This window comes from Planococcus beijingensis (assembly GCF_016820615.1).
In the GTDB taxonomy this organism is placed as follows: Bacteria; Bacillota; Bacilli; order Bacillales_A; family Planococcaceae; genus Planococcus; species Planococcus notacanthi.
The window spans coordinates 737614-759105 of the sequence record NZ_JADHDZ010000001.1 but is presented as its reverse complement, the minus strand read 5'-3'; the positions used below and the strand labels follow the sequence as shown (position 1 = coordinate 759105).

Sequence of the window (21492 nt, the reverse complement as noted above, 5' to 3'; positions counted from 1 at the left end):
TTCAGGAGGGATCTTATGTCCGAAAAATCAATTATACGTTTTGAAAATGTCACGCAGACCTATGAAGGTGCCGGCAATGTATTGAACAATGTCAGCTTTGAACTGGAAAAAGGAAAATTCTATACGCTGCTTGGTCCATCAGGCTGCGGGAAAACAACCATCTTGCGCCTGATAGCCGGTTTTGCAACACCGACCAGCGGCGATATCTATATAGAAGGCAAAAAAATGAACACGATTCCTGCAAACCAGCGCCAAGTCAATACGGTGTTCCAGGACTATGCTTTGTTTCCTCATTTGAACGTATTTGAAAACATCGCATTCGGATTGCGCATCAAGAAAGTGAAAGGCCCGGAAGTGGAGCGCCGCGTAAGAGAGGCTTTGGCTTTCGTCAATCTGCAGGGCTATGAACAACGTGAAATCGCAGAAATGTCCGGCGGCCAGCGCCAGCGCGTTGCCATCGCACGTGCAATTGTCAACGATCCTGAAGTCATCTTGCTTGATGAGCCCCTTTCTGCCTTGGATTTGAAACTGCGGACAGAAATGCAGTATGAATTGCGGGAACTTCAGCAGCGCCTTGGGAAAACCTTCGTCTTTGTTACCCATGACCAGGAAGAAGCACTTGCCATGTCTGATGAAATTTTCGTCATGAACGCTGGCCAAATTCAACAAAGCGGAACCCCGATGGATATCTATGATGAGCCTATCAACCGTTTTGTCGCCGACTTTATCGGTGAATCGAATATCGTCAGCGGCGTCATGATTGCCGATTATCAAGTTCGTTTTGCCAATAAAGACTTTGAATGTGTGGATGCGGGATTGAATCCGAATGAACAGGTGGAAATCGTCATCCGTCCTGAAGATCTCGAAATCACTGCGGCAGGTGCCGGCAAAATGGCCGTCACTGTTGATACCCAATTGTTCAGAGGGGTGCATTTCGAAATTTCCACAATTGACGAAGTAGGCAACGAATGGCTCGTCCATTCTACGAAAAAAGTTGAGGTCGGTTCACAGATCGGCCTGGATTTCTCACCAGAAGCGATTCACGTTATGCGTTTGAACGAATCGGAAGAAGCATTTGATGCACGGTTGGAATCCTACGGAGCGGCTGTCAATGAAAGATAACCCATCGCGCCCGTTATACCTTGTCCCTTATTATATATGGATTGCCTTATTCGTTATTGCACCGATTGCCTTGATCTTCTATTTCTCGTTCTTGGATTTGACTGGTGCCTTTACATTGGAAAACTACCAGAACTTCTTTTCTTCCGTTTACCTGCGGATGACATTAAGCTCGTTCTGGTACGCTTTCCTGATTACCGTTATCACAATCCTGATTGCCTATCCAACAGCTTATTGGTTGACTAAGACCAAGCATAAGCAGCTGTGGTTGTTGTTGATCATCATTCCTTCATGGATCAACTTATTGTTGAAGGCTTACGCCTTTATCGGGATTTTCGGATTGTACGGCCCTGCCAACAAGCTGCTTCAGACACTCGGAGCAGGCCCGTGGCAGATATTGTTTACAGATTTCAGCTTTATCTTTGTATCGGTTTATATTTTCATTCCGTTTATGGTATTACCGATTTTCAATTCGCTGGATAAAATAAATCCGGCATTGATCGATGCTTCACGCGATCTGGGAGCTTCGTCTTTCACGACTTTCAGACGTGTTATTTTCCCTATGGCCATCAATGGGGTGAAATCAGGTGTACAGGCTGTGTTTATCCCTGCCTTGTCGCTTTTTGTCATCACTCGCCTGATTGCTGGAAACAAAGTCATTACACTGGGTACAGCAATTGAACAGCAATTTCTTGTGACACAGAACTGGGGAATGGGTTCAACCATTGCCGTGTTCCTGATCTTGTTCATGATCATCATCATGATGCTGACTGGCCAGAAAGAAAAAGGAGGTGCATATAATGGCAAAACTAAGTAAATCCGCAAAACTATATTTGGTAGTCGTTTTTGCCATTCTCTATGCGCCGATCTTTTATCTGATCTTTTACTCCTTCAACAGCGGAGGCACCATGTCGAGCTTTGAAGGATTCACTTTGGAGCATTACGGCGCTGTATTCAACGATACGCGGCTGCTGATCATTTTAATGAACACTGTCATTATCGCTTTGTTGTCTTCACTTATCTCAACAGCAATCGGCGTTCTTGGCGCAATTGGCATCGTCTTTTTGCGAAACCGCAAAACGCGCAACGCCGTTCTGTCTTTGAACACCATTTTGATCGTCAGTCCGGACGTCATCATTGGGGCATCGTTCCTGATTTTGTTCACGATGATCGGCGTTAAACTCGGCTTTGCTTCTGTTCTGATTTCACACATCGCCTTCAGTATTCCGATTGTGGTGATCATGGTGTTGCCGAAGCTGCAGGAAATGAGCGGGTCGCTGATAGACGCTGCGACCGACCTTGGCGCATCGAAACGGGATATTTTGACACGCGTTATCATTCCTTATATCAAGCCGGGTATTTTCGCTGGATTTTTCCTCGCCTTAACTTATTCGCTTGATGATTTTGCAGTTACGTTTTTCGTTACAGGAAACGGTTTCTCGACCTTATCCATTGAGATCTATTCAATGGCTCGTGCAGGAATCACTTTGACCATCAATGCACTTTCCGCGTTGATTTTTGTAGTAACGCTTGGACTGGTCCTTGGCTACTACTTCTTTAATCAACGGGCTGGACAAACCCCTGGAACAGGAGGCGCCAAACTATGAAAGAAATCGTCAGAGCCGCTATAGCCATCCTGCTGGTATCGGCCATTCTCTTATATGTGGTCAACGCCATGGAAAAAAGTTCGGCAACAGTTGGCGGAGGCTCCATTTCCGTCTACAACTGGGGTGAGTACATCGATCCCGAACTGATCGACCAATTTGAAGAAGAAACCAATATTTCGGTGGTCTATGAAACATTTGATTCAAATGAATCGATGATGACCAAAATTGAACAAGGCGGCACGACTTACGATGTTGCGATGCCTTCTGAATACGCCATCGAAAAAATGAAGGAAAACGACCTGCTTCATCCAATCGACCATGAGCTATTGCCGAATCTCGAGAACATCGATCCGTATTTCCTCGACTTGCCTTTTGATCCAGGCAACGAATACTCGATTCCTTATTTCTGGGGAACAGTCGGAATTGCATTCAATCCGACCTTGCTGGAGGGACAGACGTTCGAAAGTTGGGATGATTTATGGAATCCTACACTCGAACAGGAAGTGATCCTTGTCGACAGTGCGCGTGAAGTCATCGGCATGGGGCTGAACAGCTTAGGCTATTCACTGAATTCGACCGATATGGGTGAGTTGCGTGAAGCCACAGATAAATTGAAAACAATGGGCCCGAACGTCAAAGCCATCATCGGTGATGAAATCGTCGAGATGATGCGCCGGGAAGAAGCTGCAGTAGCGGTTACTTGGTCCGGACAGGCTGCCGATATGATGTGGATCAATGAAGACATCGATTACGTGGTCCCTGAGGAAGGCTCGAACTTATGGTTTGATAACATGGTCATTCCAAAGACAGCCGGAAATGTGGAAGGCGCCCACGCATTCATCAACTTTATGCTGGATGCCGAAGTGGCAGCACAAAATGCGGATTACGTCGGATACTCTACTCCGAACGAAGAAGCGATCGCGTTGATGGACCCGGAAGTTACCGGAGATGAACGGTTCTATCCACCGGAAGAACTTCGGGAGCGCCTTGAAGTCTACGAAAATCTGGGACTTGAAATGCTGGGAATCTACAACGAACTATTCCTGGAATTTAAAATGGATATGGAAAACTGACAGGCAGAACTTTTGCCTGTTTTTTTTGTGGGAATTGGGGTATAGTATGTAGATTCTATAGACTAAAGTTTAGTAATACGAAATAACAACGAAAGAAGGTCTCTTTATGGCCGTAAAATCAAATAAATTCGCACTTTATGTGCTGATGTTCAATATGTTCATTGCCATGAGCGGCATCGGTTTGATCATTCCGATTATGCCAGCTTATCTGGACACTTTCGGCGTAGCTGGTCAAGCTCTCGGAACCCTAATCGCTACATTCGCTTTAGCCCAGTTTCTGTTTTCGCCTTTGTCCGGTCAATTGTCCGACAAATACGGGCGAAAAAAGTTGATCATCTTTGGATTGATCGTTTTCGGTCTATCCCAACTGGCATTCGGGCTCGCTTCCCATCTGTGGATTTTGTACCTTGCCCGCTTCTTCAGCGGACTCGGCGCTGCATTCCTGATCCCCCCGATGATGGCCTTTGTTGCTGATATCACCACGTTTGATGAACGCGGAAAAGGCATGGGATTGCTTGGCGCTTCCATGTCGCTCGGCTTTATGATCGGGCCGGGAATCGGCGGGTTCCTCGCCGAAGTCAGCATCCAGTTTCCTTTCTACGTTGCAACGGCAGTGGCACTCATTGCTGCATTTATTTCTTTTGTCGTGTTGCCGAATGTCGCACCTACTGTACAGGCCGCAGATCAAAAATCCGAAAACCTGCTCCAGCAGCTCAAGCGTTCTACTTACACCCCTTACTTTGTCATGCTGCTGGTCATGTTCATTTTCGCTTTCGGTTTGGCTAATTTCCAATCGACCATTGCATTATATGCAGATAAGAAGTTTGGTTTCACACCCAAAGAAATTGCTATTCTGATTACAATCGGCGGATTTGTCGGTGTAGTGGTCCAAACTTTTGTCATCGATAAGCTGTTCAAACGTTTTGGCGAAATGAAAGTTATCCTTGTCAACTTGCTGGTTTCTGCAGGAGCCATGATCGGCATTTTGTTTGTCAGCTCGTTCTGGGCCATCCTTCTGGTGGCTGCGGTCTTTTTCACTGCCGCCTCCCTGTTGCGGCCAGCCATCAATACGCTCATCTCCAAACTGGCTGGCGATGAACAAGGATTTGCAGCCGGTATGAACAATGCCTACATGAGCCTCGGCAATATGATCGGTCCGGCACTCGCCGGCATCCTTTTTGACATCAACATGAGCTATCCATATATATTAGGGACCGCCATCTTGATCACTTGTTTTTTCATTGCCAATACATGGTCGATGCGGAAACAGCAGCTCTTGGCTACCAGCCGGAGCTGAAACATTAAATTAAGAGCAAAATATTTTACTTCCTTAAATCAAAAAGCGAAAAAGAGTCAATTCCTCTTTTTCGCTTTTATTAATTGATCAATTGCCGCAGGAGAAGAGTCCTCTTCTTTAGCGGCTTTTCTTTTTTGTATGAGTTTCGGCAGACCAAAGCGTCGGAGTGTGATGTCTGTGAAGAACAGAAGCATCCCCGCCAACAGCAGCCACAATTGAATCGGGCGGACCGTACCGCTGGTATAAGGCATGTCACGGAACGCTTCATCCAGTGTGCCCAATACTTGCCCTCCTGTCCGTTCAGCCAGGGCTGTCAAAAGAGGCATATTGGCTGCTGCCGTTCGGTATTCATCGCCGTATGGAATCGTCAGCCCTGTTTTATAGGCCGCTCCGTTTTCATTGCTGACGCTGAAAAAGACCAGTCCCGGATCGGCATCCAACTTGACTTCAACTTTTCCAGGTGCCACCGGCTCTGTCTGCAGTGGAATGTCATTGCCCTCTTCATCAACTGCCGCCACCGTCAAGATCGCCGAACTTTGTGTAGGATCTTCTACCGTGTAGACCCCTTGTTCTTTCCGCATGACCGAATAAGGAATCTCTTCAAATGTAGGCTGCAATTCAGCCACGCTGCGGTTCCAGAAATCCGGCCACTGAGCCCAGCTTTGGAAGTCCCCACTCCATGCACCACTGCCGGAAGTGAAAGCAACCGTTTTTCCAAGGCCGTAATTCCAGCTGGCCAGCACAGGGTCGCCTTCTTCGCTCTCCAGTGCAACGGTTGCGGTATTTTTGGCTGTAGTTGCAATATAGGCATTGAGTTGCGGAACACCTTCTGCAAATAAATCATCCCATTTGCTGCTGTAAACGACGGGGTAAAACGGTTGATCGACAATGTAAGTCCGTGACATCATGATCGTTTCACGCGACAGGATGGCAGGAATCGTAGTAGCGTCCGTCACATCATAGAAACGCCCACTTCCCGTGTCCGCCAACTGTTCCAGCAGATTACGGTCAGCATCTTGTCCGATCGACACTGTCGACAAGGTGATGTTATTGTCTTTGCCATTTTCAATCAACGCGTCGTAGTCATTCGATGTGGCAGATTGGCCATCCGTCAATAGAATGATGTGTTTCCGCTGCAGTTTCAAATCTTCCAATTCCATATAAGCCTTTTGCAAAGAACGATAGATTTCAGTCCCGCCTCCTGGCGTAATTCCCAAGACCTTATCCACCGCGGCCTGCGGATCGGCCATTTTGGCAGTCGGCAAAATTTCCCATGGCTGGTCATCAAATGCGATGACGCCCAAGGTATCATCCGGACGCAGCAATTCGATAGAGCGGGCTGCCGCTTCTTTGGCGAGCTCCAACTTCATTCCCATCATGCTTCCTGAACGGTCCATCACAATCATGAGGCCTAGTGAAGGCAATTCATGTTTGCCTTGGACTTCCATTTCCACCGGCAACAGGCGTTCAATCGGCGTCTTGAAATAACCTCCCAACCCAAAACTTTGATCGCCGCCGACCATCATAAAACCGACACCGAATTGCTGGACAGCTTGTTCAATAATGGCCATCTGCTGTTCACCGACAGAAGTTCCTGATACGTTGTCGAAAATAATGGAGTCATAACGAAGAATAGCGGATAAGCTGCTCGGCAGTTCAGCGCCAGAGAGTTCGGTTACACGCAAATTATTTGTGTCCAATAAAGCGGCAATCGGACTCGGCTCTCCGCCATTGACCACCAGTACTTCCGGATTGCCGGAAACTTCCGTAATGCTCGCCAATGAATTGTTCTCGAGAAAAGCATCTTCAGCAGCCTCCAAACGCACTTCATACTTCAGCAAGCCTTCCGAACTGGCCGGATAGGTATAATTGAAGACATTTTGGCCTTCTGCCAAGGAGATCTCTTTTGCATCCAAATCGCGGTCGTTAACCGAAAAGATCAATTTTGCCTGAGCTTCTGCATCTGAATCAATGGAGACAGAAAATGCCTGTGCCTCTCCCAAAAATGCCCGTGAAGGCGTTTCAAAGCGGCTGACGGCCATATCGTTCACTGCAGATTGTTCGATGGGCCAAACATCCACTTGCAAACGGTCCGATTCTAGGCGATTCAAGCTTTCGATGGCAGAAGATTGTGTTTCATTGCCATCAGTCAAAACCACCAACCGTGTCGCAAGGTCTGTGTCTCCACTATTTGAAGCCAGCTCCAGTGCCCGGGCGATATTGGTATGGCCGTTCTGGCCGATCGCCAGTTCCGCAGGCAAAGTCTGAGGTTCTGCTGTCATCGGCAGAAGGCTCAGGAAATCCTCGGCGAATGTATAGACGGCAACCGACTGATGATCTTTTTGAGCGTTTAAAGCTTTTTCCACTGCTGCCGCCATTTCGGTCTCCATTCCTTCAAGAGACGCCGATCGGTCCAACAGGAAAATCACTTGTTCTTCTTTTACCGGACTGAACAGCGATGGCCCCGCCAAGGCGAAGATCAATAAAGCCACCACGAATACACGAAGAATAAAAACTGTTTTCGCCATTTTGGAACTGGCAGGAAAATTCTTTAAACCAAACCAGCCAAAGTAGAGGGCGGCAGGAAGGAGCAAAATCAGCCAAAGCGGTTCATCGAGTTGCAATTCCACGGCGGTACACCTCCCATTCCACAGCAACCAGCAGCAAAATCAACACAATAATATACGGCACGAAAGAAAAACGGACTGTGTCCTGGGCGGTTGTCGCCAGCCCCATGGCATAGGAAGAACCGGCTTCCAGCGCCTTTTCTTCATTTGCCAATTGAACAATCATCTTCTTCGTCTCTTGTTCACCAATCACTTCATAAACCCCTGGTTCAGACGGTGAAATAAACGGGCCGCTGCCTTCTATATAAGAATAGAGGTAAGTGCCATCTTTAAAGATTTCCCATTCTCCTGTATCGGAAGCGAGAGAAACCGAGCGATGTTCATTGGGTTGAAAAAATCCGAGAAACGCCGTATCTCCAGATAAGCTATCCATAGCGCTCCAAAGAAATAACGGAAATGACGGATACAGCGGCCAGTCGGTCAACTGAATATCCGTCAGCACGGCAATATCGCCTTCAGGAGAGACTTGAATGAAAGGATTTCCATCAATCGACGCAATTGTTTCAAACCCTTCAAAAGGTGGATACAGCTGGGATACATAGACATCTTCCAGAGAAGCATAAGTAAAGAGCGGATGCGCTTGTGCTTCAATTTCTCCGGCTACTTCGAAAGCTTTTTCATCATTACGGCCAATCAATAGAACCGGCGCTGTTCCATCCAATAACTCGCTTTGACTGGTAACCAGCGGCAATGCTGAATCCGGTTCTAACTGGACCGGCTCTGCCAGGTGAACTTCCAAATCCGTAGAACGGAACCCACTGGCGATCAGTTCATGCAATGATGAGTCAACCACGACCGCATTTCCTGGCGGCGCCAGATAAGTCGCCATTGTGTTATCAGCCGCATAATCATCTTCCGCTTCTACAGTCGCCTGCCACAACTTTTCATTGGGCAGCTCTTCGAAAGGAACAAGCAATTCCATTGAAGGCTCCAGCTCTACTTCCGCTGTCTTCTCTATGTTGCCTGCCGATAGACGGACTGTTGCCTGAAGGGGATTTTCACTGTTATTTACCAGCTGGACGATGCCCCTTGCACCCGTCTCAGTCTCTGATAGACCGAACTGCTCAATGGAAACATTGCGCAGCGATTCATCAATTCCGTGGACTTGATAACGTTGGCCGGTTTTGTTGGCCAGTACAGCACGGTCCAATGAATCCGTAAAAATATGAATGACCGTTGATTCGTTAGCTGCAAGCGTATCAGCAAACAAAATTGTCTGTTCCATTTCAGCCTTTTCATACCTTACTTCCAGTTGGTCAATCGCCCGCTCCAAAACTCTTTGGTCCTGTTCATTGCGGACCACTACTTCTGGACTGGCTCCTGTCGTGACGATAGTGACGGGTTTCCCTCCAGCTTGGGCTGCCAACTTTTTCATTTCCTCCTGCTGCTTTTCAAAATGTGGGGGGGAACCCGCAAGCATCGTCGCCGATGTGTCGACGACAAAGATAAAGTCATTGCCTGCCAGCGTTTCCGACTCGCTGAACGGTCCCAATAATCCCAATACACAAAACAGAAGAGCCGCCAGCTGCAAATAAAACAATAAATGATGCTGCAATTTTTTCAGGTACGGTGAAGCTTTCAGCTCTTTCATCCGCTCCTGCCAGAACATTGTTGATGACACGCGCTGGTCCTTGTATTTTTTCCTAAAGAAATAATAGAGGATCACAGCCAGCGGCATAACTGCTGTCCAGATCATTCCCCAATTCGATGCCCCCATGCCGCTTCACCTCATTTAATCCAATTTTTCCGAACCATCTGCTGAAAAAGTACCTGCTCGATTCCTTCTTCTGCCTGTACCGGCAAATAAGCGATTCCATATGTTCGGCAAAGCGATTCCAGCCCTTTGGTGTGAAGCTCACTTTGCTTCCGGTATGCACGAAGCGCTTCTTCTGTAACTGTGACGTTCAATACCTCCTGGGTTTCATCATCGATAAAGCGAAGATCCCCTTTATACGAAGGTGACCGTTCGTCTTCCGTCGTAATATGGATAAAGCGGATATCATGCGCATAAGCAGGAGCTTGTTTGAAGAATACCTGCCAGTCTTCCAGCGGTTCCAATCCATCCGATAGGATGAACAATACAGTCGAGTCTTTTGCAGCATGAAAACTTGCCTGTTTTGCGAATGACAGATTTAGCGGTTCCGGCATAGAAGCCATAAAATGCTCGAACAGCTTTCTCGCTGATTTTCCTTTTTTCCGAAAAGGAACCGTCTCTTTTTGTCCAGCTGAAACCGTCAAGCGGTCATCGCTCGACAACGCCATCAGACCCAAAGAAAAGGCCAGCTGTTTGGCAAACAGCCATTTGCTGTCCATTGACTTGGAGCTGTCTAACAAGATGTGGATACGCATTTCCTGTTCATCCAAAAACCGTTTGATGTAGACCCTTTCAGTCCGTGCGTAAACGTTCCAGTCAATGTGGCGGACATCGTCTCCTGGATGGTATTCCCGAAAATCGGAGAAATCCAGCGAACTGCCAAACCGCATAGAACGATGTGACCCTTTATGGTGGCCCCTGATTTTCGCCTTTGTTCCAATGGCATAACGGCTCAAACGTGAACCCCAATCGGCCGGCAGATTCAACAATATCATTTTACAACGCCTTTTCCAGCATTGCTGAGCACCAAGTCAATCAACTCGTCCGCTTCTTTGCCCATCGCTTCAGCTTCGTAATTCAACAGCATGCGATGCCGAAGTACCGGTTTGGCCACATACTTCAAATCCCCAATCGATACATGGTAACGCCCCTCCATTAAAGCACGCGCCTTAGCCAAACGAATCAGGCTCTGCAAGCCGCGTGGTCCACTGCCATACTGGACAAATTGCTGGATCGCTTCATGTTCTGAATGCTCAGGATGGGTATTTTGTATAATATCCACAGCCACCATCAAAATATCATCTGCCATCAGCACTTCTTTTACCATCTGCTGTGCCTCGATCAACCCTTCTGTATTCATCTTTTTGCTGAGGCTGATTGTTTGGGCTCCTGTCGTTCGGCGGCTGATTTCAGCCAATTCGCTGCGTGTCGGATAAGAAACCAGTATTTTGCATAGGAAGCGGTCCATTTGTGCTTCCGGCAACGGATAGGTACCTTCCATTTCAATCGGATTCTGTGTTGCCAATACAAAAAATGGGCGTGCCATCTTTTTCGTATCGCCAAGAATCGTCACTGTTTTTTCTCCCATCGCCTCAAGCAATGCACTTTGTGTTTTAGGAGTAGCCCGGTTAATTTCATCAGCCAACACCATTTGGTGAAATATCGGCCCTTCCCGGAACGTAAATTGTTGCCGCCCTTCTGCATCCCGCTCGATCAGACTGGTCCCTGTAATATCCGAGGGCATCAAATCAGGAGTGAACTGAATTCTTGAAAACGACAAATCGAGCACGTCTGAAATGGTCCGGATCAGCATCGTCTTGCCAAGCCCTGGAAGCCCTTCTAGCAACGCATGGCCATCCGCTAGAATCGCGTATAAAGAAAACTCGACAGCCCGTTCCTGGCCGACGATAAAGCGTCCAATCTCTTCTTTGACTTCCTGAAGCAATTGGCTCATCTCTGTAAATTGATCCGTTGTGTATGTCATGAGACCCCTCTTTTCTATTTGTCGGTTTCAATATCCGTAAAGTACTGCTCTACAATGGTCTGCAGATCAGGCGGCAATTGCAGACGGTCCGCGCTTGAAAAATAGGCATCCGAATAATCGCCCACGACCTCTTCATACGGCTGGATTGTGCCTTTTGTGGCGGGAACGGCTCCTTGCTGCTCTCCCGCAGCCTTGACTTCGCCAATTTCGCCACTGTCCACTGCTGTTTCGCCTTCACCGCCAATTCGGGAAGGGACGGTCAATAAATCCCGGCTGCCCTTGCCCTTGCCAGCCCCCTGTCCTTGTCCTTGTCCTTGGCCTTGTCCTTGACCTTGACCTTGACCCTGACCCTGACCTTGGCCTTGACCCTGACCCTGACCGTGGCCTTGACCCTGACCTTGACCCTGTCCTTGGCCTTGACCCTGACCTTGACCCTGACCTTGACCCTGTCCTTGGCCCTGGCCCTTACTCTCACCTTCGCCTTCTTTTCCTTCTTCGTTATCGGATGATTGGCCGTTTGCATCGGAACTGCCGGCGTCACCTGTTCCCTCAGAAGATTTGCCGGTTTCAGATTCACTTGGATTTTTTTGTGTTGATTGTTCACGGTTAGCGATAGTCTGCTGCAGAGGAAATGCTACCGGTTTCCCCATATTGCTCAAAGCTGTTTGGGTGTTTCCGGCTTGTTCAGCTAATTGATCAGCAGCTTTCCCAATGTCTTTGGACATTGTTTCGGCACTTGCATCCTTTTTTCCAGCCAGTTGCCGTTCCTTCAAGTCCAATTCTTTTTGCTTTTTCACCACTTCTCTCAATACCGCTTCAGGGTCTTTTTCATCTTCAATCGTTGTTTTTAATGCATCCAATTCTTTTTTCACAATTTCTGTTTCTGCCTGTTTTTTCATTTCATCAACTTCTTTTTTTATGTCTTCCACCAATTCGAGCTCTTTTTCTACGTCATTGGCCTGGTTTTGCAAATTGCTCGGAAAGATCAGGAGCAGTACCATTAAAGTCGCACTGACGACAGTCCCAATCAACCACTTGGGCCGCAGCCAGGCTTTGCGTTCTTTACGGAACAATTGATAGCTGAAAGGAACGGTTTGTGCAGTCTTTTTAGTCAACTCTTCTGTTAAAGGATTTTTTTCGGTCAGCCTCCACACCGTCAGCAGCTGATTATGTGGTGTGAACCGGTCCAACTCCTGAACTGCCTGCTGAAGGTTCGGCAAGTTTTTGAACGACAGTAATAGCCAACTTCCTACAGCAAAAAATCCCGCAGCATATGCATAAAATTCATAATAAGGAAGCACGAACAAGCGCGACACCAACAGCAAAGCCACTGCCAAAACAAGGCCTGCAACTAAAGCGGACTGCAGAGTGCGGCTAAAATGGAGCATTTTCAATAGCTTGTCTGTCTTTTTGACATACTTATGGATGTCGCGATTGTTCATGGGAATCCCTCCTTATTTGTATTTATTCATATTGACGCGAAGCTTTTTGACCGCCATGAAAATGCAGAAAACAGTCAGCAGAATATAAAAAATCGTATAGCCGATCCATAGTGGAACCGGAATCATCGTCAAGCTCTGCAACTGCCCTTCCATCGTCGGCTGCAGCAAAGTCAGCAGCACTGCCGGCGGGTTGATGGTAGCCCAGAAATGGGCCATTGGCGACATAGACGGTGCTGCAGTGCCCATTTGAGATACTTGGACCGAAATCAGCAGGAAAAATGCAGTGACGCCGGCAAAGAAGATCATGGCCCCATAGGTCGCAATGATCGCGACAATCGTTTTACGGATTAATGTGGAAAACATGACACCGATGCTGGCTAATGCCAACAGTGTCAGCAGATAAAATAGGAAAATGAAAAGCAATTGGCTGGGAGAAACCCCTCCGTACAAGAATACCAGACTGTATATAGGCAGCCCAGATACAATCATCAACAGTAGAAAAGCGATGGATGATGTCATCTTTCCAAAAATGATTTGGAAAGATGTTTGAGATGTTGTCAGCAGAATATTCAAGGTCTGTTTTTCACGTTCCGAACTGATGGTTCCTGCCGTCAATGCCGGAGTGATGAATAAAATCAGCCCCAGCTGGATATAGGTCATGCTGCTGAACAGCATAAAGCTTTCATCAGGACGGAAGAATCCGCTTCCCGTCAGCGAGGTGGCCAAAAAGATGAAACCGAAAACAAAAACGCTCATGGCTATCAAATAGAACAGGATGCCCGTAAAACTTTTCAAATTACGGAAACGCAATTTAAGTTCCTTAATTAATACTGGATTGGCAGAAAGGGTTTTCATCCAATTTCCACTCCTTTTGTGATCGCCATAAAGACATCTTCCAGATCGGTTTCTTCTTCTGAAAATGACAGGATCGGAATTTTTTGTTCAATTGCCCGTTGCAGCATCCGCATTTGGTCTTCTTCTGCTCCCCGGTAGAAAAACTGAATCGTGTTTTTGTCACGCTGTTCTTCAATCTGAGATACGAAGGGATCCATTTCAAAAAATGGAACAACCGGCTGTGTATCTCCCATTACTTTAACGCGCAGCACTTTTTCGCTTTGCAGTTGCGCTTGGATATCATGGACAGAGCCTTGCGCAATCAATCTGCCATTATCGATAACGCCGATGCTGTCGCACATTTCTGCAAGCTCCGGAAGGATGTGGGAAGAAATCAGGATGGTTTTGCCCATCGCTTTCAGCTCTCTTAAAATATCCCGCATTTCCACACGGGCACGCGGGTCAAGACCGGAAGCCGGTTCATCAAGAATCAGGATTTTTGGATCATGGATCAAGGCGCGGGCCAAACATAGCCGTTGCTTCATTCCTCTCGACAACAAATCGACATAGTCATAACGCTTGTGCTCCAAATTCACCAATTCTAAAAGCTTCGGAATCAATGCAGCCCTTTCTTTCGGCTTAATGCCATAGCTCGCACCATAAAAATCCAAGTACTCTTCAGTTTTCAGCTGATCGTAGACACCGAAGAAATCCGGCATATAGCCGATCTGTTTTCTGACTTCCTGGGGATTTTTAGTAACGCTCACTCCATTGATGAATGCATCCCCTGAAGTCGGCTGCAGAAGAGTCGCCAAAATCGAAAAGGTGGTTGATTTCCCGGCGCCGTTCGCACCGACAAATCCAAATACCGTGCTGTCTTCTACTATTAAGTTCAAGTCCTGAAGCGCATAAAAAGAACCGTATTTTTTTGTTAATCCGATGGTTTCAATCACGGAGTAATCACTCCTTTCAATTTGACTTTCGGCACGACGACCTCAGGGTTTGCTGAATTCACAGGCATTTTCAGCTTAAATTTCACCGTCCCTTCCGGCCCCACATAATTTTTAGCCGTATCGGTGAATTTTTTATTGGAGTCCGTGATTTCTTCATAGTTCCCGGTATCCGCATTCAAAATGGAAACGCTCAAGCTTTGCCCCGAAGTAATGACAGACAGCTCATCCCAGGCAGATTTGTCCTTCTCGATGTCCTCAGGCAGTGTATAAGCCATGTCATACTCGCCTTCTGGCAAATAATACAGATAGGGGTCGGGAGATATGTTTTCAGCATAGGCATTGGTAGTGGTACCGTTGATTTCCATTCCAAGAGCATCAGCATTTAGCGTAATATCTCCACTTAAGGACAATTTCGGCTTAAAGCTTTGCGCAATCAAATGAATAGAATCCACTGAAGCACGCTGGTTTTCAAGAGTAATTGGAACGATGGCATCTTTTGTATAAGCAATCACATAAGGCGTTTTGCCGTTCTGTGACATCTGTTCATAGGATGTCGAGAGCAAAGTCTGGCGTCGGGCTTTTTCCAGTTCTTTCAGATCCGCTATCGGCATATAGCCATAGGATTGGCCGATAGCAGCGGCAGGGGACAAAATAGCCGACTGGATTTTCTCGTCCACTGATAGTTCCTGTTCCGGGTTCAAATCACCCAGATCCAAAAGGCGTGTCCCTGTCCAAATTGAGACGTCTTCGACAGCGAATGGAAAATTATTGCGGATTGTTCCTGAAATTTTTTCTTCAGCCACTTCCAAGTCAATGGTGAAATCCCCACTGTTTTCAATATACGACTGGCCCATGATGGACTCTACAGACCAATAGCGCATATCACGCAAAGTCATTTGGTTGCTGGCAGCCCCTTTCTCCATCATCGCAGAAAGGTAAGGCTGTGTGCCTGAAAGTTCACTGGCCATGCGATAAGTCATGGTAGTCGATGAAGGTGCGGTGAATTGATAATTCCCGCCGCGGTTTGATAACAAGGAATTGACATAATAACCGTTCAATCCGCTGTCCACGTCCACTTCAAAAAAACCGGTCTGCTGAATCTGCGGATTGCCGATCCGATCTTTGGCACCATATGCGAAGAGCCCGATCGAGGTCAGTAAAGCGATTCCCGGAATGATGAACCAGGCATATTCCCGTTTGTCTTTTTTCTTCAAGACAATGTAAAGAACAGGCACAATCAACAGGATATAAAGCAAAATGATAGCAAGGATAAACGGACGTGACACAGCAAAACTGTCGAATAGCTCGTTGACATCTCCCACTTCATAGCTCATGTAATCAAGAATCGATTGGCCGCCCATAGAATTGTAAGCATTCAACGACGTCGGAAAGAAGTTCGACATCATCTTGCTATAGCCCTTTTGGGCAGAAACTGTTTCATCTCCAAGAGAAAAGCTCAGCTGCGTCAAACTTCCGGTACCCACTGGCTGGGTCGCAGCAAAAACCTGCCCATCTTTCTGCAGCTTGACAGCGGCTCCTTCTCTAGCTACCGCTTCGTATGCAGGTACTGGCTTCTCCAACCCTGGAACGGCTGCTTCAATCGAATTCCCCAGTTCCAATGGCAAGTATTCACTTAAACTGCCAAGTTCAGCTTCTACGCTGCTGGATGAACCGACGATCATGTTGCCGCCTTGCTGCATCCATTGCAGAATTGCCTGTTGTGCCGGATCCGGCAAATCACTAAAGGCAAACTCATCAATGACCAAGTAATCGATCATGTCCCAAGCCTGTGCTTCTGTCGGCAATGAGAAGTTTTTTAATTGGTTTAGATGAAACACTTCCACTCCTTCGCTTGCCGGAACCGCCAGTTGCTTCAACGGCAACAGACGGTCCGGATTATCCGTCAAGGTGGCTACAAATAACGTCATGGGCGAATAATAGGAAGGCTGTACCATCTTTGCACCTTTGAAGGCAATGGATTTTCCGTCTTCCCAGCCACCTTCAAATACAAAGATGTTTTGGTCTCCTGGACCTCCTGTGTAATACATATCCGACAATCCGGATGAGGCAATCTGCAAGGTCTTGCTTTCGCCTTCAGCCAGCTCGATCGGCATCGCCAGACCGGCCCCAAGATTATAGGTTTCAGAATAGCTCAGTACGAGGTCTCCGGAAAATGCAGAGCCTTGATTGGTCACTGTAAATTGCAGCGGCAGCCCTTTTTCGTACTTGACCTTATTTTGAAAACCGGCGCTGGAATCCACCGTGATTTGCGGTGCTGCCAATGTTACCTGCGGCACAATAAACAAACTGATAAATAATGCAAAAACCAAAAATGCCAGCAAGCGTTTGTGCATGTTGATCCCCCTTTTTCTTGTCTCTTTATTAGTACGCTGGCTAAGTTAAATAGTTCCATTTTCTCATAACAATTTTTCAGTTATTTTTAACGAATAAGTGCTTGTTGCAGTACCCGTAAAATAGGAAGACAGGCATCTTGTTGTAATGCCTTTTTTCCTGGGCTGGCGGTTAAACGTTCATCCTCTCTCCCTTCCTATTTTTCTCCATAAAAAAGAACGGCAGCCTAAGCTGTCCGCCCTACAATTCTGACATGAATCCATGGATAAACCCTGGCATTAAGTCCAGAATTTTTTCATCCGGATTCAGTTTCGCGTGATGCAATCCATAAGGTGAAGAAACTCCTGCCCAAAACATCAGTCCTGGCAGCTGTTCGGTAAAGTAACCAAAATCTTCGCCTGTCATAGCTGCTTCGCTGCGAATGGCTTGAATGCCTTCAGATTCGCTGGCATAACGGAGAAACTTCTCCGCCAGTGCCTCGTTATTATTGACTTCCAAATATCCTGAACCGTAATCGATGGTGACCTTGCAATGATTGGCTTCTTCGACAGCCCGGCAGATGGCTTCAATCCGTCGCTTCATATGAACCATAGATTCACTGTTCAGCGTACGGATTGTCCCTTCCAAACGTGCATGCTCAGCAATAATATTTTGCACCGTTCCGACAGTCATTTTGCCGACCGTCAGAACGGCAGAGTCCATCGGATTAACAGTGCGGCTGACGATGGTCTGCAGCTGAATCAATAACGAAGCAGCAGCAACGGCCATATCTTCCGTCAAATGTGGATAGGCTGCATGGCCGCCTTTGCCCCGGAGGTCGATAAACAGCTCGGACGTATTGGCAAACAGCAAACCAGGCCGGGTGCCGACTGTACCGACCGGCAGCTCAGGCGCAATATGCAGCGCACAAATCACGTCCGGAAGAAAATCCGGTTTGTCATTTTTCAGCCATTCACGAAATGGCAATGCTCCTCCTGGACCTTCTTCTGCAGGCTGAAACAAAATCACGGCATCATCCTTGATGGGTTTGTCAATCAGCTTTTCAAGCAACCCGAGTGCTACCGCCATATGGACATCATGTCCACAGGCATGCATATATCCGGGATGAGTCGATTTGAAATCGAATCCGGTCTCTTCTGTAATCGGCAGAGCATCGATGTCCGTACGCCAGCCAATCCGCTTCTTGGGATAACTGCCCCGTACTTTAACCGCGATGCCGGTACGCCATTCCACTACTTCCAGCCGCTCTTGAGGCAACCGCGAAATGGCTTCCAATAGATAAGCCTGTGTTTTAATTTCCTGAAAACCAATTTCCGGAATTTGATGCAGATCTCTTCTGATTTTCACTAATTCCATTGGATTCACCGATTACAGCTGTCTTAGTTCTTGTTTGATTTCAGTTTTCGAACGTGTTTTCTCATCCATCAATTTCAATACGCGAGCTGGCGTTCCACCCACTACCGAGTTTTCAGGAACGTCTTCAATCACGATAGCCCCTGCAGCAACTACGGCGCCTTTGCCGATGCGAACCCCTTCAAGAACTACTGCATTGGCTCCGATCATCACATTATCTTCGACGATGACAGGGGTAGCTGATGCCGGCTCGATAACGCCGGCTAGTACAGCGCCGGCTCCGATATGGCAGTTTTTTCCGACAGTTGCACGGCCGCCCAATATAACGCCCATATCGATCATTGTTCCATCTCCGATAACAGAACCGATATTGATGACAGCGCCCATCATGATGACACAATTATTGCCGATTTCCACGTTTTCACGGATAAACGCACCCGGTTCGATGCGGCTGTTGATGTTTTTCATATCCAATAATGGAATGGCTGAATTTCTGCGGTCGTTCTCTACAACCGAATCTTCGATGACAGAAGCATTCGCTTCCAATGCCTTTTGAATATCTGCCCATTCACCAAATACAGTAACTGAACTGCCTTCTCCGAATACTTTGGAATCTGTTCCATAATCCAAATCAGCGACGCCCTGTCCTTTTATGTATACTTTAACGGGTGTAGATTTTTTGGCATTCTGTATGTACGAGATAATTTCATTTGCATCCATCTGTTTCATCAATATAACCTCTTTCTATTATGTGATGCTGTTATTATATCTGATATTGCATAATAATTCATCCGCTTCACCTTAATAAAGTGGCATGTTTTTTGACTATATTGACAAATGCCTCTACTTGGCGAAGCTGGAATGCTGATTCATAGCCAATCAGCCATGTATCCCGCGTCAATTCAAGTTCTTCTTTATTGTTTGTCAAAGGCATCATATGGACATCTTCAGTGCCGGTCAATGTAATGGATGGCAGGATGGCATAGCCGATGCCATTGACGGCCATCTGCTTACAGGTCTCAATCTGGTCTACTGTAATCTGCCGTTTCGGATTGGAGGCAAAATGCTTTTGCCACCATTGCTGGATCTCTTCGTAATAAGTCGAGTCGCTTTTAAACTGAATGAAAGGCCGGTCCGTCTGAAGCAACTCTTCCAATGATCGAATTTCCTTATCTACAAGATACAACGTATCTTTGAATAAATGGAGTTTCGGCCCTTTCCAATCTGTATGGCCCCGTACAATTCCGATATGTGCTTCTCCTTCGTACAGCGAACGGACGATTTCAGAGCTCCAGCCGGTAATCAATTGAATTTTGGCTTCCGGGTAAAGCGTCACGAAATCCTTCAGCACTTTGGGCAGCCAGTTCTGGCCGATGATTGTAGCGCACGCGATCTTCAAGGTGCCATGAACTTTTGAGGTCAATGTGTGCAGCACTTCGAAAACTTCTTCTTTACGCTGAATGGTTTCATTAGCATATTGAATCACCAATTCTCCAGCTGGTGTAGGAGATAATCCCTTTTGAGAACGGATGAACAATTGCTGTCCCCAATCCTTCTCGATTGTCTGAAGACGCTGGGATAAAGCCGGCTGAGATAAAAATAGCCGCTCAGCCGCTTTTCTCATATTGCCTTCTTCCGCAAGCACTTTAATGATCAATTCTTCATTTGACACTGTTTTTCATTCCTTTCTGTCCGCGAAGCCCAAAGATCAGGATAAAACTGAGCAGCGCGAAAAAAGCGGTAACCACGTACACATTCTGGAGCGCACCAGCCAATGCCTGCTGCAGAAAATCCAGTGTTTGAGCTGAAATGCCGGCACGGCTGTCCACGCTCAATAAATCATTGATTGAGCTTAACGAATAATTCTCGCCATTGTCAGCAAAATAACGCAGCAGAGAACTATTAAGTATGCTGCCGAGCAATGCCACGCCAATCGTACTGCCTAAATTCCGCATGAACATATTCGAGGCCGTCGCCGATCCTCGCTGTTCATAGGAAACGGCAGCCTGTATCGAAACGATAAAGGCTGTGCTGGTCAGACCCATTCCGATTCCGATGCAAAAACTCGACATGGCTGCCCATAAAGGACCGAAGCCTGGCTGCATCAAGACAAACAATAAAGTTCCCACTACCAGGAATATCCCGCCAGCTAAAGATGTTTTGAAATAGCCGATCTTCAGCAGCAACCTTCCCGAGAAGAAAGCGGCCAGTGGCCAGCCAATCGACATCGCGGTCAGAGTGAAGCCTGCAATAGCTGCAGGCTGTTCCATCACCCCGGTCACATAGGTCGGCAAATAACTGGATATGCTGATTAAAATGACACCGGTCGCCAAAGATACGAGATTGGCATACAGAATGGTCTTATTCTTCCAGATTTCAAAAGGCATCATCGGATCGGCAGCTTTCTGTTCTGCCCAGACAAACAATGCGATAAGCACTAGGCTAGCTGCCGCTAAAATGAGCGATTGCCTGGATAACCAATCAAACGATACGCCGCCTTCAACCAATAAATACAGCAAGCTTGATAAAGCGGCCGTTAATAAGAATGCCCCTTTATAGTCAATCGCCGGTTTCTTCGTATTTGCGGGTTCCTTTAAAAACAGCATCACGCCAAGAAGAGAGACGATGCCAAGGGGAAGATTCAGCCAGAAGACGTATTCCCATCCGATGGTCGCCACAAGAATTCCGCCGATTGCCGGTCCAGTGACTGCTGAAATTCCCCAGACACTCGATAAATACCCTTGTATTTTTGCACGTTCTTCCATGGAATAAATATCACCGACAATAGTCGTGGCAATCGGCATGACTGCCCCTGCCCCCATGCCTTGAATAAAGCGATAAAATATCAATTCTTCGATAGAATTGGCTAATCCGCATAAAAGCGAACCGACTAAAAAAAGCAGCATGCCAAAAGCGAATACCCGCTTTCGCCCAAAAATATCGGATAATTTCCCGTAAATTAAAACCGTTACGGTACTCATCAGTAAATAAGCTGAGAACACCCAACTGTATTTTGAAAAGCCGCCCAGCTCAGAAGCAATGCTAGGCATTGCGGTCGAGACGATTGTGGCCTCAACCGCACTGACGAACATGGCCAGCATGACAGAAGCCAAAATCAGCGGCCTTTTTGAATTTTCCATTGAACAGACCTCTTTTCGACTATCTCCAATTAGCAGCACCAACCGGGGTTGATCTAATGCAGTTTCCTACACGGTTGAGTAGTGGCCTGCGCTCATAATATCTCTCGTATGGGAAAT

Annotated in this window: 17 protein-coding genes; 5 read left to right on the top strand and 12 right to left on the bottom strand. The window is 47.0% G+C overall.

What is annotated here, in order from left to right:
• Positions 1-15: 15 nt before the first annotated feature.
• The 5 genes from IRE19_RS03495 (at position 16) to IRE19_RS03475 (ending at position 5096) form a co-directional block, all read left to right on the top strand.
• Positions 16-1122 carry an ABC transporter ATP-binding protein gene (locus IRE19_RS03495; protein ID WP_203339360.1) on the top strand — a complete coding sequence of 369 codons (1107 nt, stop codon included), beginning with the start codon at positions 16-18 and terminating at the stop codon, positions 1120-1122.
• The gene (locus IRE19_RS03490; RefSeq protein ID WP_203339359.1) at positions 1112-1936 is read left to right on the top strand and encodes an ABC transporter permease; all 825 of its coding nucleotides are present in this window, start codon (positions 1112-1114) and stop codon (positions 1934-1936) included. The genes IRE19_RS03495 and IRE19_RS03490 overlap by 11 nt, the downstream gene beginning before the upstream one ends.
• Positions 1920-2726 carry an ABC transporter permease gene (locus tag IRE19_RS03485; protein ID WP_203339358.1) on the top strand — a complete coding sequence of 269 codons (807 nt, stop codon included), beginning with the start codon at positions 1920-1922 and terminating at the stop codon, positions 2724-2726. Before IRE19_RS03490 ends, IRE19_RS03485 begins: the two co-directional genes overlap by 17 nt.
• The gene (locus IRE19_RS03480) at positions 2723-3799 is read left to right on the top strand and encodes an ABC transporter substrate-binding protein (protein ID WP_203339357.1); all 1077 of its coding nucleotides are present in this window, start codon (positions 2723-2725) and stop codon (positions 3797-3799) included. The genes IRE19_RS03485 and IRE19_RS03480 overlap by 4 nt, the downstream gene beginning before the upstream one ends.
• 106 nt (positions 3800-3905) lie before the next feature.
• Entirely contained in the window at positions 3906-5096 is a 1191-nt protein-coding gene (locus tag IRE19_RS03475; protein ID WP_203339356.1) for an MFS transporter, read from the top strand.
• Positions 5097-5152: 56 nt separating this feature from the next.
• Here the strand turns inward: IRE19_RS03475 and IRE19_RS03470 are convergent, their stop codons facing one another.
• From IRE19_RS03470 to IRE19_RS03415, 12 genes are all read right to left on the bottom strand, one after another.
• Complete coding sequence (locus tag IRE19_RS03470) at positions 5153-7726, bottom strand: VWA domain-containing protein (protein ID WP_203339355.1); 2574 nt, start codon at positions 7724-7726, stop codon at positions 5153-5155.
• The gene (locus tag IRE19_RS03465; RefSeq protein WP_203339354.1) at positions 7707-9440 is read right to left on the bottom strand and encodes a vWA domain-containing protein; all 1734 of its coding nucleotides are present in this window, start codon (positions 9438-9440) and stop codon (positions 7707-7709) included. The genes IRE19_RS03470 and IRE19_RS03465 overlap by 20 nt, the downstream gene beginning before the upstream one ends.
• An 11-nt stretch (positions 9441-9451) precedes the next feature.
• Positions 9452-10312 (bottom strand): DUF58 domain-containing protein, encoded by an 861-nt coding sequence (locus tag IRE19_RS03460; protein WP_203339353.1) that lies wholly within the window; start codon positions 10310-10312, stop codon positions 9452-9454.
• Positions 10309-11301: an AAA family ATPase gene (locus IRE19_RS03455; RefSeq protein WP_203339352.1), complete on the bottom strand. Its 993-nt coding sequence runs from the start codon at positions 11299-11301 to the stop codon at positions 10309-10311. Before IRE19_RS03455 ends, IRE19_RS03460 begins: the two co-directional genes overlap by 4 nt.
• Before the next feature lie 14 nt (positions 11302-11315).
• Positions 11316-12743, bottom strand: a complete 1428-nt coding sequence (locus IRE19_RS03450; protein WP_203339351.1) for a DUF8809 domain-containing protein — start codon at positions 12741-12743, stop codon at positions 11316-11318.
• A gap of 12 nt (positions 12744-12755) precedes the next feature.
• A complete protein-coding gene (locus tag IRE19_RS03445; protein WP_191713927.1) occupies positions 12756-13598 on the bottom strand; it encodes an ABC transporter permease in 843 nt (280 codons plus the stop codon).
• Positions 13595-14530 carry an ATP-binding cassette domain-containing protein gene (locus tag IRE19_RS03440; protein ID WP_203339350.1) on the bottom strand — a complete coding sequence of 312 codons (936 nt, stop codon included), beginning with the start codon at positions 14528-14530 and terminating at the stop codon, positions 13595-13597. Before IRE19_RS03440 ends, IRE19_RS03445 begins: the two co-directional genes overlap by 4 nt.
• Positions 14527-16884, bottom strand: coding sequence for a DUF8725 domain-containing protein (locus tag IRE19_RS03435; RefSeq protein WP_203339349.1), 2358 nt, complete (start codon positions 16882-16884; stop codon positions 14527-14529). The genes IRE19_RS03440 and IRE19_RS03435 overlap by 4 nt, the downstream gene beginning before the upstream one ends.
• Positions 16885-17122: 238 nt before the next feature.
• A complete protein-coding gene (locus IRE19_RS03430; RefSeq protein WP_203339348.1) occupies positions 17123-18238 on the bottom strand; it encodes an N-acetyldiaminopimelate deacetylase in 1116 nt (371 codons plus the stop codon).
• A gap of 12 nt (positions 18239-18250) precedes the next feature.
• Positions 18251-18964, bottom strand: a complete 714-nt coding sequence (dapD, locus tag IRE19_RS03425; protein ID WP_191713923.1) for a 2,3,4,5-tetrahydropyridine-2,6-dicarboxylate N-acetyltransferase — start codon at positions 18962-18964, stop codon at positions 18251-18253.
• 67 nt (positions 18965-19031) lie between these two features.
• Entirely contained in the window at positions 19032-19907 is an 876-nt protein-coding gene (ccpC, locus tag IRE19_RS03420) for a transcriptional regulator CcpC (protein WP_203339347.1), read from the bottom strand.
• Positions 19897-21375 carry an MDR family MFS transporter gene (locus IRE19_RS03415; RefSeq protein ID WP_203339346.1) on the bottom strand — a complete coding sequence of 493 codons (1479 nt, stop codon included), beginning with the start codon at positions 21373-21375 and terminating at the stop codon, positions 19897-19899. Before IRE19_RS03415 ends, ccpC begins: the two co-directional genes overlap by 11 nt.
• Positions 21376-21492: the final 117 nt, after the last annotated feature.

Coding starts and splice junctions, on each gene's coding strand:
- IRE19_RS03495 (WP_203339360.1), top strand. CDS start 16: ATGTCCGAAAAATCAATTATACGTTTTGAAAATGTCACGCAGACCTAT.
- IRE19_RS03490 (WP_203339359.1), top strand. CDS start 1,112: ATGAAAGATAACCCATCGCGCCCGTTATACCTTGTCCCTTATTATATA.
- IRE19_RS03485 (WP_203339358.1), top strand. CDS start 1,920: ATGGCAAAACTAAGTAAATCCGCAAAACTATATTTGGTAGTCGTTTTT.
- IRE19_RS03480 (WP_203339357.1), top strand. CDS start 2,723: ATGAAAGAAATCGTCAGAGCCGCTATAGCCATCCTGCTGGTATCGGCC.
- IRE19_RS03475 (WP_203339356.1), top strand. CDS start 3,906: ATGGCCGTAAAATCAAATAAATTCGCACTTTATGTGCTGATGTTCAAT.
- IRE19_RS03465 (WP_203339354.1), bottom strand. CDS start 9,440: ATGGGGGCATCGAATTGGGGAATGATCTGGACAGCAGTTATGCCGCTG.
- IRE19_RS03460 (WP_203339353.1), bottom strand. CDS start 10,312: ATGATATTGTTGAATCTGCCGGCCGATTGGGGTTCACGTTTGAGCCGT.
- IRE19_RS03455 (WP_203339352.1), bottom strand. CDS start 11,301: ATGACATACACAACGGATCAATTTACAGAGATGAGCCAATTGCTTCAG.
- IRE19_RS03450 (WP_203339351.1), bottom strand. CDS start 12,743: ATGAACAATCGCGACATCCATAAGTATGTCAAAAAGACAGACAAGCTA.
- IRE19_RS03445 (WP_191713927.1), bottom strand. CDS start 13,598: ATGAAAACCCTTTCTGCCAATCCAGTATTAATTAAGGAACTTAAATTG.
- IRE19_RS03435 (WP_203339349.1), bottom strand. CDS start 16,884: ATGCACAAACGCTTGCTGGCATTTTTGGTTTTTGCATTATTTATCAGT.
- IRE19_RS03430 (WP_203339348.1), bottom strand. CDS start 18,238: ATGGAATTAGTGAAAATCAGAAGAGATCTGCATCAAATTCCGGAAATT.
- dapD (WP_191713923.1), bottom strand. CDS start 18,964: ATGAAACAGATGGATGCAAATGAAATTATCTCGTACATACAGAATGCC.
- IRE19_RS03415 (WP_203339346.1), bottom strand. CDS start 21,375: ATGGAAAATTCAAAAAGGCCGCTGATTTTGGCTTCTGTCATGCTGGCC.